At 69.1% G+C, this 13836-nt stretch carries 11 protein-coding genes and 1 pseudogene; 7 read left to right on the top strand and 5 right to left on the bottom strand.

What is annotated here, in order from left to right; genetic code table 11:
* Positions 1 to 40: 40 nt before the first annotated feature.
* Positions 41 to 163, bottom strand: a pseudogene (lptM, locus tag CR157_RS23390) (LPS translocon maturation chaperone LptM); the annotation flags it as partial.
* Entirely contained in the window at positions 163 to 1581 is a 1419-nt protein-coding gene (gene argH / locus CR157_RS16260) for an argininosuccinate lyase (RefSeq protein WP_110284560.1), read from the bottom strand. The gene argH and the pseudogene lptM, both read right to left, overlap by 1 nt.
* A 270-nt stretch (positions 1582 to 1851) precedes the next feature.
* On the opposite strand from argH, the gene hemC reads away from it, so the two are divergent.
* The 5 genes from hemC to CR157_RS16285 all read left to right on the top strand — a co-directional run bounded on the left by hemC (position 1852) and on the right by CR157_RS16285 (position 7964).
* Positions 1852 to 2793 (top strand): hydroxymethylbilane synthase, encoded by a 942-nt coding sequence (hemC, locus tag CR157_RS16265; RefSeq protein ID WP_110284561.1) that lies wholly within the window; start codon positions 1852 to 1854, stop codon positions 2791 to 2793.
* Positions 2793 to 3587, top strand: coding sequence for a uroporphyrinogen-III synthase (locus CR157_RS16270; RefSeq protein ID WP_110284562.1), 795 nt, complete (start codon positions 2793 to 2795; stop codon positions 3585 to 3587). Before hemC ends, CR157_RS16270 begins: the two co-directional genes overlap by 1 nt.
* 6 nt (positions 3588 to 3593) lie before the next feature.
* Positions 3594 to 5075 (top strand): uroporphyrinogen-III C-methyltransferase, encoded by a 1482-nt coding sequence (locus CR157_RS16275; RefSeq protein ID WP_110284563.1) that lies wholly within the window; start codon positions 3594 to 3596, stop codon positions 5073 to 5075.
* On the top strand, positions 5072 to 6352 hold the full coding sequence (locus tag CR157_RS16280; RefSeq protein WP_110284564.1) for a heme biosynthesis HemY N-terminal domain-containing protein: 1281 nt from the start codon (positions 5072 to 5074) through the stop codon (positions 6350 to 6352). The genes CR157_RS16275 and CR157_RS16280 overlap by 4 nt, the downstream gene beginning before the upstream one ends.
* A gap of 250 nt (positions 6353 to 6602) precedes the next feature.
* Positions 6603 to 7964: an NCS2 family permease gene (locus tag CR157_RS16285; RefSeq protein WP_110284565.1), complete on the top strand. Its 1362-nt coding sequence runs from the start codon at positions 6603 to 6605 to the stop codon at positions 7962 to 7964.
* A gap of 79 nt (positions 7965 to 8043) precedes the next feature.
* Here the strand turns inward: CR157_RS16285 and ybiO are convergent, their stop codons facing one another.
* Complete coding sequence (gene ybiO, locus CR157_RS16290) at positions 8044 to 10377, bottom strand: mechanosensitive channel protein (RefSeq protein WP_110284566.1); 2334 nt, start codon at positions 10375 to 10377, stop codon at positions 8044 to 8046.
* A 334-nt stretch (positions 10378 to 10711) separates the two neighbouring features.
* On the opposite strand from ybiO, the gene crcB (CR157_RS16295) reads away from it, so the two are divergent.
* The gene (gene crcB / locus CR157_RS16295; RefSeq protein ID WP_110284567.1) at positions 10712 to 11104 is read left to right on the top strand and encodes a fluoride efflux transporter CrcB; all 393 of its coding nucleotides are present in this window, start codon (positions 10712 to 10714) and stop codon (positions 11102 to 11104) included.
* Positions 11101 to 11499: a fluoride efflux transporter CrcB gene (crcB, locus tag CR157_RS16300; RefSeq protein ID WP_110284568.1), complete on the top strand. Its 399-nt coding sequence runs from the start codon at positions 11101 to 11103 to the stop codon at positions 11497 to 11499. The genes crcB (CR157_RS16295) and crcB (CR157_RS16300) overlap by 4 nt, the downstream gene beginning before the upstream one ends.
* 27 nt (positions 11500 to 11526) lie before the next feature.
* Here the strand turns inward: crcB (CR157_RS16300) and pgi are convergent, their stop codons facing one another.
* Complete coding sequence (gene pgi / locus CR157_RS16305; protein ID WP_110284569.1) at positions 11527 to 13206, bottom strand: glucose-6-phosphate isomerase; 1680 nt, start codon at positions 13204 to 13206, stop codon at positions 11527 to 11529.
* 47 nt (positions 13207 to 13253) lie between these two features.
* Positions 13254 to 13733, bottom strand: coding sequence for a methylglyoxal synthase (locus CR157_RS16310; protein ID WP_110284570.1), 480 nt, complete (start codon positions 13731 to 13733; stop codon positions 13254 to 13256).
* Positions 13734 to 13836: the final 103 nt, after the last annotated feature.

Genomic DNA, 13836 nt, shown 5'->3' on the forward strand with positions numbered 1-13836 from the left:
CGTCGTCGTCCGACGCCTCGTGCTGGCCGGCAGGGTCGTAGCGTTCTGCGGCCTCCTCGTCGCCGGGCAGGTAGAGGGGGCCCTTCTGGCCGCAGCCGGCCAGCGCCACGCCCAGCAGCAGGGCCAGCCACGGGGGAGTGGCGAACCGGGCGAGGCGCCGCATCAGGTGGCACCGCCCAGGGCCGTCAGCGCCTCGCGGGCGCGACTCGCCGCGGCGCGCACCTGGTCCGGGGCGGTGCCGCCGATATGGTTGCGCGCGGCCACCGAGCCCTCCAGGGTCAGCACCTCGAAGACGTCCGCCTCGATGACGTCGGAGAACTGTTGGAGCTCCTCGAGGCTCATCTCGGAGAGGTCCTTCTTCTGGCGCAGGCCGTAGGCCACCGACTGGCCGACGATCTCGTGGGCGTCGCGGAAGGCCACGCCGCGGCGCACCAGGTAGTCGGCGAGGTCGGTGGCGGTCGAGAAGCCGCGCCGCGCCGCCTCATGCATGCTCGCCTTGCGGGCCTCGATGGCCGGCACCATGTCGGCGAAGGCCTTGAGGCAGTCCTTGACCGTGTCCAGGGTGTCGAACAGCGGCTCCTTGTCCTCCTGGTTGTCCTTGTTGTAGGCCAGCGGCTGGGACTTCATCAGGGTCAGCAGGCCCATCAGGTGGCCGTAGACCCGGCCGGTCTTGCCGCGCACCAGCTCGGGCACGTCGGGGTTCTTCTTCTGCGGCATGATCGAGGAGCCGGTGCAGAAGCGGTCGGGCAGGTCGATGAAGTCGAACTGGGCGCTGGTCCACAGCACCAGTTCCTCGCTCATGCGCGACAGGTGCATCAGCAGCAGGCTGGCGAAGGCCGTGAACTCGATGGCGAAGTCGCGATCGCTGACCGCGTCCAGGGAGTTCTCGGCGGGACGCTCGAAACCGAGCAGTTCGGCGGTGACGTGGCGGTCGATCGGGTAGGTGGTGCCGGCCAGCGCCGCGGCCCCGAGCGGCAGCACGTTGACCCGGCCGCGGCAGTCGAGCAGCCGCGCGTGGTCACGGGCCAGCATCTCCTGCCAGGCCAGCAAGTGGTGGCCGAAGGTCACCGGCTGGGCGGTCTGCAGGTGGGTGAAGCCGGGCATGATGGTGTCGGCCTCGCGCTCGGCGAGCGTGATCAGCCCTTCGCGCAGCCGTGTCAGCTCGGCGGCGACCAGGTCGATCTCGTCGCGCAGGAAGAGGCGGATGTCGGTGGCCACCTGGTCGTTGCGCGAACGCCCGGTGTGCAGCTTCTTGCCGGTGATGCCGATCTTCTCGGTGAGCCGCGCCTCGATGTTCATATGCACGTCTTCCAGCTGCACGGACCACTCGAAGGTGCCGGCCTCGATCTCGGCGCGGATCTCGCCGAGCCCGGCGACGATGGCGTCACGCTCCGCGTCGGTGAGCACGCCCACCCGGGCCAGCATGGTGGCATGGGCGACGGAGCCCTGGATGTCGTGGAGGGCGAGGCGCCGGTCGAAGCCGACCGAGGCGGTGAAACGCTCGACGAAGGCATCGGTGGGCTCGTTGAAGCGGCCGCCCCAGGACTGGTTGGTGCTATTGCTCGTCGGACTTGGGCTCATCGGGCTGGGCATCCTGCATGACTGTGCGGTGGGTGAGGTGCCGGTCGCAGCGCCGCCGTGAGCGCACCGCCGGGACATGGCAGAAGTGTACCAGAGTCGAGGGGGCTGGCGAGGGGCGCGCCCCACCAGGGTGTGGCGATCGGTCACGATTTTTCCTGCCCCGCCGGGTGCTTTATGATGAGGGCAGTCCATGTTCATTGCCGCCGGCCGCCAGGGCGGGCCCCCTGCCGAGCAGGGCCACCCGTCAGGACCCGGTACAGGGAGAATTTCGTGCACGCCATCACCACGCTGCGTATCGCCACCCGCAAGAGTCAACTGGCCATGTGGCAGGCCGAACATGTCCGTGACCGCCTGATGGCGGCTCACCCCGGCCTGAAGGTGGAACTGGTGGCCATGGCCACCCGCGGCGACAAGATCCTCGACACCCCCCTGGCCAAGGTTGGCGGCAAGGGGCTGTTCGTGAAGGAGCTCGAGGAGGCCATGCTCGATGGCCGCGCCGACATCGCCGTGCACTCCATGAAGGATGTGCCGATGCACTTTCCCGAGGGGCTCGGCCTGTCGGTGATTCTCGAGGGCGCCGAGCCCACCGACGCCTTCGTCTCCAACCACTATGCCACCCTCGACGAGTTGCCCGAGGGCGCGCGCATCGGCACCTCCAGCCTGCGCCGCGGCCTGCAGATGCGCGAGGCGCGCCCCGACCTCGAGATCCTCAACCTGCGCGGCAACGTCCAGACGCGGCTGGGCAAGCTCGATGCCGGCGAGTTCGACGCCATCCTGCTGGCCACCTCCGGCCTGCGGCGCCTGGGGCTGGGTGACCGCATCGCCATGGAACTGCCGCCGGAGGTCTGCCTGCCGGCCTGCGGCCAGGGCGCGCTGGGCATCGAGTGCCGCATGCACGACGCCGAGCTGATCGCGCTGCTGGCCCCACTGGACGACCCGGCCACCGCGACCCGAGTGCGTGCCGAGCGGGCCATGAACACCCGCCTGGAGGGGGGCTGCCAGGTTCCCATCGCCGGCCATGCCATCTTCGAGGATGACGGCCAGACCCTCTGGCTGCGCGCCCTGGTGGGTACCCCCGACGGCACCCGGGTGCTGCGTGCCGAGGGGCGCGGCTCGCTCCACGAGCCCGAGGCCCTGGGCATCCGGGTCGCCGAGGAACTGCTCGACCAGGGCGCCGGCGAGATTCTCGCCGAGGTCTACGGCGCCGGTTGATGTCGGCCCGGCCGGTTCTGATCAGTCGCCCCGGTGCCCGGGGCGAGGTGCTGGCGGCGGCCGTCGCGGCCGCCGGGTTGCCGGTGGCGCGGCTCGAGGCCATGCGCCTGGAGCCGCTCCCCGAGACCCCGGTGATGCGCACGGCCTGGCTGGACATCGATCATTTCCACAAGGTGGTGGTGGTGAGCCCCTTCGCCGCCGAGTGCCTGGCCGAGGCGCTCGACCGCTACTGGCCGCAGCTGCCGGTGGGCCTGGCCTTCTATGCGGTGGGTGCCGCCACCGCCGCCACCCTTCACCAACGACTCGGCGTGCGGGTCCGCCTGCCACCGCCGGAGGCCGGCGAGGACACCAGCGAGGCGCTGCTGCGCCTGGCCTCGCTGGCGTCGCTCCATGACCAGCGCGTGCTGCTGGTGGCCGGCGAGGGCGGGCGGGCCCTGCTCGCCGATACCCTGGCGTCCCGCGGTGCCCGGGTGACCCGCCTGGCGGTCTACCGCCGCCTGCCGCTCGACCCCTCGCCCGGCATGCGGCAGCGATTGGCCCGGGGCGATTACCGGGCACTGGTGGTCAGTAGCGGAGAAATCCTCGAACATCTGGCAAGATGGTGCGGTGACGCCGCTTTGAACCAACCGCTAATCGTTTCCAGCGCCAGGTTGGCTACACTGGCCGGCACACTGGGGTTTCGTGCCCCCGTCGTGGCGGCCGGTGCCACGCCGGACGCCCTCGCGGCGGCGGTGGCCGACGCCTGCGACCCGGAGGATGCCGATGTCGATCAAGACGATCTCGAAAAGGGCTAGCGACAGATGAGCAAGCAATCAAACGACCAGGACGAACCGCAGAAACCGTCCGGCGCAGCCCAGGGCGGCGCGAAATCGACGACCCCGGGCAACCAGGCCGACACATCGGGGAAGGGGCGCTCGCGCCGCCGTGGCAAGGGCGGGCAGCCGGCGGCCACTGCCGCCGGGGGCTCATCTTCCTCGGCGGCCGCCGACAGCGCCACGCCATCCAGGGCGGAGAGTGCCGCCGGAGGGGCGACGACGTCCGGATCGGCGGCTGCCGCCTCGGGCCCCTCATCCGGCACCGGGGACGCCGGCAAGCGCGAGCCGTCGACGACGGCCGGGCCCGCCGGCAAGGCGGCCGGGGCGGGTACCGGCAAGGAGGCGCCGAAACCCGGCGGCGGGGCGGGTGGCGGTGCCAGGGCCGCCTCGGCCACCGGTGGCTCGGGTAACGGCAAGGGGAGCGGCAAGGCCGGCCTGCTGGCCCTGGTGCTGGTGATCGTGCTGGCGGTTGGCGTGGCGCTGCTCGGCTGGTTGGGCTGGCAGCAGCTCGATGCCCAGCGCCAGCGGCTGGCCGAGCTGGAGTCGCAGTCGGCGAGCCAGACCGCCCTGGCCGAACTGGAGAGCCGTCTCGACGCGGGCGAGAGCGAGCGTGACGCGGCCCTGGAGAGCGCCATCGGTGAGCTGCAGAGCGAGTTCGCCGGCTATCGCAGCGAGGTGGACGATACCCTGGATCGGGTGCTCGCCGAACTCGCCAGCGAGCAGGAGACCGACGAGCGCGACTGGCTGCACGCCGAGGCCGCCTACCTGCTGCGCCTGGCCAACCAGCGCCTGCAGCTGGAGCGCGATGTTCAGGGCGCCGCCGCCCTGCTGCGCACCGCCGACGACCGCCTGCGCGAGGCCGACAACCCGGCCCTGGTGCCGGTGCGCCGCGAGATCGCCGCCGAGCTGGCCGCCCTGGATGCGGTGCCGCGGGTCGATCGCACCGGCCTGTGGCTGGCGCTGAACGCCCAGCAGACGCAGATCGCCCGCCAGCCGCTGGGCCAGGACATCGAGGAACAGGTCGCCGGCTCGAGCCTCGAGCAGGCCCCCAGCGGCGGCTGGCAACAGCAGCTGTCGCGTTTCGGCCAGGAGCTCAAGGACCTGGTCACCGTTCGCCATCACGACGAGGCCCTCGAGGCCCTGATCACCCCGGAGCAGGAGTCCTACCTGCGCCAGAGCGTGCGCCTGGTGCTGGAGCAGGCCCAGCTGGCACTGCTCAAGGAGGAGCAGGCGCTCTATGAGGCCAGCCTCGACAAGGCACTGACGCTGATCAACGGCTACTACGACACCGACGCCAACGGCGTGCGCTCGGTGGTCACGCGCCTCGAGGCGCTCAAGGGTGAGGCGATCCGTCCCGAACTCCCCGACATCAGCGGTTCCCAGCAGGCCCTGGCCGGCTTCATCGAGCGCCGCTTCGAGTCGCGCAGCGCCAGCCAGGGCAACGGTGCCCGGGGAGATGACGCATGAGAAAGCTGATCCTGATCGTCGTCCTGGGCCTGGCGCTCGGTGCGCTGTTCGGCCAGCTGATGATGTCGGTGCCGGGCTACTGGCTGGTGCGGGTGGGTGACACCTCCTTCCAGACCTCCTTCTGGTTCGGCCTGGTCATCCTGCTGGCGGCCTTCGTGGTGCTGCACTTCGGCCTGCGGGTGCTGATGCGCCTGAGCCGGCCGATGAGCCGCTTCAAGGTGTGGAACAGCCGTACCCGCAACCGCAATGCCATGAAGCGTACCGTGCGCGGTCTGGTGGCGCTGGCCGAGGGGCGCTGGAAGCGCGCCGAGAGGTCGCTGGTCAAGGCCGCCGACGACTCCAGCACGCCACTGGTCAACTATCTCTCGGCGGCCCTGGCCGCCCATTACCAGGGGCACTATGACCAGGCCGACACCCTGCTCAAGCGGGCCCACCTGAGCACCGAAGGGGCCGACACGGCGGTGGGCATGATGCAGGCCCAGCTGATGCTCGACCGCCAGCAGTACGAGGAGGCGCTGGCGATCCTCACCCGCCTCGATCGCCAGCTGCCCAACCATCCCCAGGTGCTCAAGCAGCTCAAGCAGGCCTATCTCAGCGTCAGCGACTGGGATGGGCTGCGCCGCCTGATGCCCCGTCTCGGTGCTCAGCACCTGATCTCCCGCGAGGAGCGCGAGGAGCTCGAGCAGCGCGCCTACCGCGAGCTGATCATCCGTGAGGCGCGCGAGGGCGGCGACATCGAGCGGGTGCGCAACCTCTGGGCCGACATGCCCGATCACCTGCGCGGCCACATCGAGCTGATCGTGCTCTACGCCGAGGCGCTGGTGCGCGGCAACCAGGAGCCCATCGCCGAACGGCTGCTGCGTCACTCCCTCAAGGAGCACTGGGACAGCCGCCTGGTGCTGCGCTACGGCCTGCTCAACGTGGATGCGGCACGTCAGCTGGTCTACGCCGAGAAATGGCTTCAGGAGCGGCCCAACGATCCGGACCTGCTGCTCACCCTGGGGCGGCTGTCGCTGCGCAACGCCTACTGGGCCAAGGCCCAGGAGTACTTCGAGGCGAGTCAGCGCCAGCGTCCCAGCGGCGTGGTCTGCGCCGAGCTGGCAAGGCTCTACGCCAACCTCGGCGAGCATAACAAGAGCCAGCTCTACTACCGCCAGAGCGTCGAGTTGCTCGACAAATCGCTGCCCTCGCTGCCCCAGCCCAGCGAAGTGGGCGGGCCGGGCGCGAGCGGCGGCAAGTCTCGGGGCAAGGCGAAGGCGGGCGACGGCAAGGCCTGACCCGGGTGCCCGTCGCGCCCACCTGGCAGTGATCCCTCTTTTCCGGGGCGCCTTATCGGCGCCCTTTTTGCTGTCCGGGTGCCCGGTATCCAGTCATTATATCTTTTTGTATACCAATGTCGTACTCCGGGTGTTGTCCAATTGGTCAGGAATTGCCTACCCTAGGGTCGTGACCCGAAGGGCCATCGCCTGGTGATGCTGCCCTCACGGCTTTCGACAACGCGATTCGACAACAACAATGGGCCCTACCATGGAACAGACTTCAACAGTCCCGTCAGAACGTTACACTGGAGGCGGCGAGGAGCACTGGATCGGACGCTACTTCGGCGTGCGCCGCCGAGGCTCTACCTTGCGTACCGAAGTGCTCGCCGGTGTCGCCACTTTCCTGGCCTCGATGTATATCATCGTGGTCAATCCGGCGATTCTCAGCGACGCCGGCATCCCCTTCTCCGCGGCACTCTCGGCCACCGTGCTGATCAGCTTCATGAGCAGCCTGGCCATGGGGCTCTATGCCCGCAACCCCATCCTGGTGGCGCCGGGCATGGGCATGAATGCCCTGTTCACCTACACCCTGGTGCTGGGGGCCGGCCTGTCCTGGGAGGTGGCGCTGGGCTGCGTGTTCTGGTCGGGTGTGCTGTTCGCCACCCTGGCCATGTTCAACGTGCGCAAGGCGATCATCGAGGCGATCCCGGCCTCGCTGCGCTATGCCATCACCTGCGGCATCGGCCTGTTCATCACCTTCATCGGCTTCAAGAATGCCGGCTTCATCGTCGGCAGTGACGCGACCCTGGTGACCCTGGGCAGCTTCGATGCCAGCCTGCTGGTCTTCTTCGCGGGCCTGATGGCCACGGCGATCATGGTGGTGCTGCGCTTCAACGGCGCGCTGATCCTGGGCATCGCCCTGACCACCCTGCTGGCCGCGCCCATGGGGCGGCTGTGGGGCGAGGAGGAGATGGTGCAGTGGAGCGGCCTGGCCGCCTGGCCCGACTTCAGCGCGGTGATGCAGGTGGACATCTGGGGGGCGCTGAAGGTGGCCTACCTGCCGTTCATCTTCGTGATGCTGTTCACCAACTTCTTCGATGCGCTCTCCTGCTTCATGGCGCTCTCCGAGTCGGCGGACCTCAAGGACGAGGACGGCAACCCGCGCAACCTCAAGCGCTCCATGACCGTGGATGCCTTCGCCTCGATGATCGCCGCGCCGCTCGGCACCAGTGCCGCCCAGACCTTCATCGAGTCCGGTGCCGGCGTCGCCCAGGGCGGGCGCACCGGCCTGGTGGCGGTCACCATCGCGCTGCTCTTCCTGCCCTTCCTGTTCCTCTCGCCGCTGCTGTCGCTGGTGCCGGGCATCGCCACGGCCCCGGCCCTGGTGCTGGTGGGGCTGTTCATGCTGGCCCCGGTGGCGAAGATCGACTGGGCCCGGGCCGACGAGGCCTTCCCCGCCTTCCTGGCGATCATCCTGATGCCGCTGACCTACTCGATCACCCTGGGGATCGCCTTCGGCTTCCTCAGCTTCGTGGTGATCAAGCTCGGTACCGGCCGCTTCCAGGAGATCAGGCCGGCCATGTGGGTCTCGGCGGCGCTCAGCGTGGTGATGCTGGTGACCACGCATTGACGACGCCGGAGCGTCCGGTCCGCAACGACAGCGGGGCTGCCAGACGGCAGCCCCGCTGTCGTTGGTGAGGCTCCTGGCATCAGTCCTCGTCGAAGTCCCCCGTGAACTCGGGGTTGGGCTTGGCGCGCGGGTCGTCCTCCGACTCGCGGCTGCTCTCGCCGGAGCGGGGCTGGCCGCCCGGGCGCCCGTCGATGTCGAAGGGCTGCTGCATGACGCGCAGGTTGGCCGGGGGCGCCTCGGCCTCCTTGCCCACGCCGAAGTAGAGGGTGGTGTGGGGGAAGGGGATCTCGATGCCCTTGGCGTCGAAGTGCAGCTTGACCAGGCGGTTGAAGGCGCGGCCGGTGGCCCACTGGGTGCCCGGCGTGGTCTTGATGCGTACGCGGATGTTCACCGAGCTGTCGGCCAGGGCGACGACACCGGCGACCTCCAGCGGGGCGAGGATGTTCATCTTGTGGTCGTCGTCGGCCACCAGCTCGTCGAAGGCCTCGCGCAGTGCCACGATGGCATCGTCGATGCTCTCGCGGTAGGCGATGCCGTACTCGCCGACGTGGTAGGCGAAGTCGCGCATATAGTTGGAGACCGTGTCGACGCTGGAGAAGGGCACGATGTGGTAGGTGCCGTTGAGGTCGCGGATGCCCACCGAGCGGATGCTGAGGCGCTCGGCGGTGCCGGTGATGCCGCCCACCGTGACCACGTCGCCGGTGTTCATGGCGTTCTCCACCTGGATGAAGATGCCGGTGATGATGTCCTGCACCAGCTTCTGGGCGCCGAAGCCGATGGCCAGGCCGAGCACGCCGGCACCGGCGATCAGCGGCCCGATGTTGATGCCGATCTCGGCCAGCACGATCATCGCCGTCATGGTGATGATGGTGATCGCCAGGGCGTTGCGGAAGAGGGCCAGCAGGGTCTGGGCGCGGGCCGAAGGCACGCCGCCACCGGTCTCGGGGTTGAGCTTGTGCTCGATCAGGCTGGCCAGGCCGAGCCAGGCGGCCACGGCGATTGCCAGGATCACCGCCACGCTGACCAGCTTGCCGACCAGGCCACGACCGGCCTCGGAGGCGTACCAGGCCGCCAGGTCGAAGGCGCCCCAGGCATTGAGTACCAGCATGACCACCACGATCAGGATGATCGTGCGGATCACCCGCAGGGCATTGGGCACGTAGCTGTTGAGGCGAGGCTCGAGCAGCGGCAGCTTGCGGCGCAGGTCCTCGGAGAGGGTGATGCGTCGGCCGATGGTCTGGCTCAGCAGGCTCGAGAGCAGCATGCCGACCACCACCGCGGCCAGGGTCTTGAGGGTGGCGAAGAGCACGAAGGGCAGGGCGTCGGCGGGCCGAGTGAGGGTCAGCACCAGTACCATCAGGAAGTAGGCCAGGGCGAACAGGTGCCAGGTGCGGGCGAACAGCTGCAGCGAGACCCGGCTGGCGGCCAGGGTCGCCTGGTTCGCCTTGACATTGATGGCGTCGCGCAGGCGCCGGCGGTTCTTGAGCACGACCGCCACGGCATAGAGGAAGGCGCCGAACATGATCAGGGTGCCGAGGCCCTGGCCCAGGGCGGGTGCGAGATAGACGTTGACCAGCGGTACCACCACCATCAGGCCGTAGCCGACCAGGCCGATCAGCCGGGCGATCCAGCGGTTCCAGTAGGCGGCCTCGTGGGCGGTGATCGGCAGCAGCCGCAGCCCCTCGTAGCGCGACGAGAAGAGCATGCGCACCGCGGCCTTGAGCAGCTCGATGACCAGGAAGGCGTTGAGGAACAGCGAGGCGCGGGTGGAGAGTTCACCGGTCTCGCCGATGGCGAAGGTGGCGATCAGGTTGCCGCCGACATAGGCCAGCGCCACCACCAGCACGTCCACCAGGGCGGCCAGGGCCACGCTGAGCACCAGGCGCAGCACCGGGGTCAGGCCGGCGCCGTTGAGCGACCACTGGCTGATGCCGGTGAACAGTGGCCTGGCCAGGCGCCGGAAGCCGACGAATAGCGCGAAGGTCGCCAGGATCACCAGGCCCAGGTTGATGGCCGCGCTGGAGAAGGCCGCCGTGTCGAAGGCGCTGCCCTCGCCGCTGAGCCCACCGGTGAAGAGGGCCCCGACCACGCCGATCAGGTTGTCGACCTGGTCGCCGACATCGCTGACGATGCGGCTGGTGGCCTCGGCCAGCTGGCGCGGCAGGGAAGGCTCCGCGTCGGGCGTGGCGGAAGGCGGCGTTGCTGTCTCGGGGCGGGGCGCTGGGCCGTCGTCGGCCAGGTCGCGCAGCCGGTCGATCAGTTGCTGGCGGGACTGCTCGTCCTCGAGCAGCTCGGCCAGGGTGGCGTAGGCGGCCGGGTCGCCGCTGCCCTCGGCCGGCTGGGCCTGGGCGGGGGCGGCGAACGCCACCAGGGCGATCAGTAGCCAGCCGAGGGTCAAGGATAGGGCTCGCATGGGATTCACGCTGTGACCTCCGTTTCTGGGCGTGGTGGCGATGGCGACATCAGGGGGTGGCGGTCCTGGGCGGGTTGCCGGGGAGTGTCGTCGTTGGTTTGTGGTCGCAAACCAGCATGATACGGACTTTGGACGATGATCACGACCGACGGCAAGGGCGACGCCCGACACGGCACAACCATGTACGATATTTGTACACTAACAGAAAGTTGTGCGATTATCGTAGGGTGGTCGTTGATTCGTACGACCCCTGCCAGGTAAGCATGCGATACACTTGGGCCACCCACTGGGGGTGGTCTTTTTTATTGGCGGGTGTCGGGGCAGGGAGGCACGCATGACGATCGGCCTGACGGGCTTGCTGCTGGTGGCGGGTGGCGGCGCCCTGGGCGGCATGGGGCGCCTGGCCCTCTCCAACCTGGTGGCTCGCCGTCTGGGGGCGGCCTTTCCCTGGGGAACCCTGGCGGTCAATCTCAGTGGTGCGCTGCTGATGGGGCTGCTGGCGGGCGTGCTGGGGCCGTCGGCACCCGGCGGCGCCGGGCCGGTGTGGCAGCTGCTGGCGATCGGTCTGCTCGGGGGCTATACCACGGTGTCGTCGCTCAGCCTGCAGACCCTGACGCTGTGGCAGCAGGGGCGTACCCATGCCGCCCTGGCCAATCTGCTGGTGACGCTCGTGGTGGGCCTGTTGGCGCTCGTGCTCGGCTGGTGGCTGGCGGGAGGCCCGGCATGATCGCCTGGCGCGCCTACGCCGCGGTGGGGGTCGGCAGTGCGCTCGGGACCTCGCTGCGCTACCTGGTCTCGCTGGCGATGCCGGGCATCGTCGGCCCCGCCTTTCCCTGGGCGACCCTGGCGGTGAATGCCCTCGGCTCCTGGCTGATCGCCGCCTTCGCCGCCTACGGCGCGCGGCGCACCACCGGGCGGGTGGCGCGCTGGCAACCCTTCCTGGTGGCCGGCTTCTGCGGCGGCTTCACCACCTTCTCGCTGTTCGGGCTCGAGACGCTCCGGCTGCTCGAGCAGGGCAGGGCGAGCCTGGCGCTCGCCTATGTGCTGCTCAGCGTGGTGCTCTGGCTGGCGGGGGCCTGGTCGGGCCACCGTGCCGGTAGGCGGGCCGCGGCGCGGGCCTGACGCCGCGGCCCGCCTACCGGCGACGGCTCAGCCTTTCCGGCCTCGCTTGCCGGCCTTGCCCCCGCTCGCCGTGGCGGTCGCAGCCGGCTCGAGTGCGGCGCCGCCATGCCCGAGCCTCTCTTCCTGGAAATGCCCCCGCACCAGGGCCAGCAGCCCCTGGGTCGAGGCATCGAAGTCCTGGCTGTGCTCGTCGATCCGCTCGCTGATCTCGCCGGCGATGCGCTTGCCGAGCTGCACGCCCCACTGGTCGAAGGAGTTGATGTTCCAGATCACCCCCTGGACGAACACCTTGTGCTCGTAGAGCGCGATCAGGGCGCCGAGGTTCTTCGGTGTCAGCTCGTCGAGCAGCAGCACGCTGGAGGGACGGTTGCCGGGGCAGCTGTAGGGGTCGAGCCGGCTGCCGCTCTGGCTGCCCTCCATGAAGGCGTTGGCCTGGGCGAGCATATTGGTGAGCAGCGCGAAGTGATGGTCTTCCACCCCCGGTTCGGGCTTCAGCGAGGCGATGAAGTCGATGGGCACGTAGCGGGTGCCCTGGTGCAGCAGCTGGAAGAAGGCGTGCTGGCCGTTGGAGCCGGTCTGCCCCCAGACGATGGGGCCGGTCTTGTAGTCCACCGGGTGGCCGAAGATGTCCACCGACTTGCCGTTGGACTCCATGTCGAGCTGCTGGAGGAAGGAGGGCAGCTGATGCAGCGCCTGGTCGTAGGGCACGATGGCCTGGGTCTCGGCGCCGACGAAGTTGATGTACCAGATGCCGATCAGCGCCATCAGCACCGGCATGTTCTCGCGGAAGGGGGCGGAGAGGAAGTGCTGGTCCATCTCGTAGGCGCCCTCGAGCATCTCCATGAAGCCGTCGAAGCCGATGGAGAGCGCGATGGGCAGGCCGATGGAGGACCACATGGAGTAGCGCCCCCCGACCCAGGCCCAGAACTCGAAGACGTTCTCCTCGCGGATGCCGAATTCCATGGCCGCCTGGCGGTTGGTAGAGGCGGCGATGAAGTGGGCGCCGACGTCGGCGTCCTCGCCGGCATTGTCGAGGAACCAGCGGCGTGCGGTCTTGGCGTTGAGCAGCGTCTCCTGGGTGGAGAAGGTCTTGGTGGAGACGATGAACAGGGTCGTGGCCGGGTCGAGGCGCTTGAGCACCTTCTGGATATGGGCGCCGTCGACATTGGAGACGAAGTGGAAGTTGAGCTCCGGGTGGCGGTACTTGAGCAGCGCCCGGCTGGCCATGTTGGGGCCCAGGTCGGAGCCACCGATGCCGATGTTGACCACGTCCTTGATGCGCTCGCCGCTGTAGCCCTTCCACTCGCCGCTGCGCACGGCCTCGGAGAAGGCGCGGATCTGCTCGCGGGTGCGCTGGATCTCCGGCATCACGTCCTGGCCGTCGACCATCAGCGGGCCCTCGCCGATGTTGCGCAGGGCGGTGTGCAGTACCGGGCGATTCTCGGTGACGTTGATGATGTCGCCGGAGAACATCTGGGCGCGGCGCTGCACCAGCGCCGAGTGGTCGGCCAGCTCGAGCAGCTTGTCGAGCACGGCGCCCGAGATGGCGTGCTTGGAATAGTCGAGGAACAGGCCACCGACGCGCAGGCTCATCTTCTCGAAGCGCTGCGGGTCGGCGGTGAAGTAGTCGCGGATACGGTCGTTGGCGGTCTGCTCGTGCAGGTCCTTCAGGGCCTGCCAGGTGACGCTGCGGGTGAGCTGGAACATGGTGGCCTCACATATCGTGGCGTTGATGCGTTGTCGTAATAAGGGTGTCACTCGCCGGCGCGGCTGGCGACCCAGGCCCCGGCATCGGGGATGGCCATCTCGTAGGCCTGGGTGAGCCAGGGCGAGCTGATCAGGAAGTCGGCGCTGGCCGCGTTGCACGCCACCGGGATGTTCCACAGGGCGGCCAGGCGCAGCAGTGCCTTGACGTCGGGGTCATGGGGCTGGGGGGCGAAGGGGTCCCAGAAGAAGATCAGCAGGTCGAGCTGCTGCTCGGTGATCAGGGCGCCGATCTGCTGGTCGCCGCCCAGCGGGCCGCTCATCAGCCCGGTCACCGGTAGCTCCAGGGTGTCCGCGACGCGCCGGGCGGTGGTGCCGGTGCCGATCAGCTCGTGATCGGTCAGGGTCTCGCGCCAGCGGGCGGCCCACTCCAGCAACTCCTCCTTCTTGCCGTCGTGGGCGATCAGCGCGATGCGCTTGCGCTCCGGCAGGGTACGGCGCACGCTGCGCCGTGGGCGTGGCTCAGTCATGGTCTCCTACCTCGAGGATCTTCAGGGTGTTGGTACCGCCATGGGCGTTCATGTGGTCGCCTCGGGTCAGGATGACATGATCGCCGGGTTCGGCAATGCCTTT

Source organism: Halomonas sp. LBP4 (assembly GCF_003202205.1).
GTDB lineage: Bacteria > Pseudomonadota > Gammaproteobacteria > Pseudomonadales > Halomonadaceae > Halomonas > Halomonas flagellata.

Bases quoted from the DNA above. Each gene is read 5' to 3' on its own strand.
- argH (WP_110284560.1), bottom strand. From the start codon at position 1,581: ATGAGCCCAAGTCCGACGAGCAATAGCACCAACCAGTCCTGGGGCGGC.
- CR157_RS16270 (WP_110284562.1), top strand. From the start codon at position 2,793: ATGTCGGCCCGGCCGGTTCTGATCAGTCGCCCCGGTGCCCGGGGCGAG.
- CR157_RS16275 (WP_110284563.1), top strand. From the start codon at position 3,594: ATGAGCAAGCAATCAAACGACCAGGACGAACCGCAGAAACCGTCCGGC.
- CR157_RS16280 (WP_110284564.1), top strand. From the start codon at position 5,072: ATGAGAAAGCTGATCCTGATCGTCGTCCTGGGCCTGGCGCTCGGTGCG.
- CR157_RS16285 (WP_110284565.1), top strand. From the start codon at position 6,603: ATGGAACAGACTTCAACAGTCCCGTCAGAACGTTACACTGGAGGCGGC.
- ybiO (WP_110284566.1), bottom strand. From the start codon at position 10,377: ATGCGAGCCCTATCCTTGACCCTCGGCTGGCTACTGATCGCCCTGGTG.
- crcB (WP_110284567.1), top strand. From the start codon at position 10,712: ATGACGATCGGCCTGACGGGCTTGCTGCTGGTGGCGGGTGGCGGCGCC.
- crcB (WP_110284568.1), top strand. From the start codon at position 11,101: ATGATCGCCTGGCGCGCCTACGCCGCGGTGGGGGTCGGCAGTGCGCTC.
- pgi (WP_110284569.1), bottom strand. From the start codon at position 13,206: ATGTTCCAGCTCACCCGCAGCGTCACCTGGCAGGCCCTGAAGGACCTG.
- CR157_RS16310 (WP_110284570.1), bottom strand. From the start codon at position 13,733: ATGACTGAGCCACGCCCACGGCGCAGCGTGCGCCGTACCCTGCCGGAG.